The 767-nt window shown below is 64.1% G+C and carries 1 protein-coding gene; it reads left to right on the top strand.

Features of this window, described 5'->3' with window-relative positions; genetic code table 11:
• A partial coding sequence (locus DOU50_RS00165) for an Ig-like domain-containing protein (protein WP_148768450.1) occupies positions 1–767 on the top strand: 767 nt, incomplete at both ends.

Genomic DNA, 767 nt, shown 5'->3' with positions numbered 1-767 from the left:
GGCAAAGACTACACCGCTATGCTGGACGCGTCCGGCAACTGGAGCGTGGGCGTTCCTGCGGCGGACGTGGGCGCGCTGGCAAACGACGAGCAGACGATCTCTGCGACCCTCACCGACAAAGCCGGTAACAGCACCACCGCGACGCACGAGTTTGACGTCTCCCTGACCGCGCCGGTGATTGCCATCAATACCCTGGCGGCTGATGACGTGATCAACGCGACTGAGAAAGGCCAGGATCTGCTGGTGTCCGGCACCAGTAACCAGCCGGATGGCACGACCATTACGGTGACCCTGAACGGCATCAGCTATACGGCCACCGCCGACGCGAGCGGGAACTGGAGCGTGACCGTTCCGGCGGCAAACGTCTCTGCGCTGGGCGAAGCGAGCTACGCCGTGACGGCGAGCGTGACCGACAGCGCGGGGAACAGCGCGAGCACCGGCCACAGCGTGCTGGTCGACAGCGCGCTGCCGCAGGTCACCATCAACCCCGTCGCCACGGACGATGTCATTAACGCGGCGGAAGTGGCTAGCGGGCAGACCCTCAGCGGAAAAGTGAGCGGCGCAGCGAGCGGTGACACTGTCACTGTTTCAGTCGGTGGCAATACCTGGACCGCGACGGTTCAGGACGACCTGAGCTGGTCGGTCAACGTGCCGTCCACGGTCTTAACCGCCATCGGTAACGGCGATCTGACGGTATCAGCCAGCGTCACCAACGGCCACGGCAACACCGGAACGGGCGAGCGCGAAATCGTTATAGATGCCAACCT

Source organism: Enterobacter sp. C6 (assembly GCF_008122455.1).
Classification (GTDB): Bacteria; Pseudomonadota; Gammaproteobacteria; order Enterobacterales; family Enterobacteriaceae; genus Enterobacter; species Enterobacter pseudoroggenkampii.
This window is presented reverse-complemented; position numbering and strand designations above follow the sequence as displayed.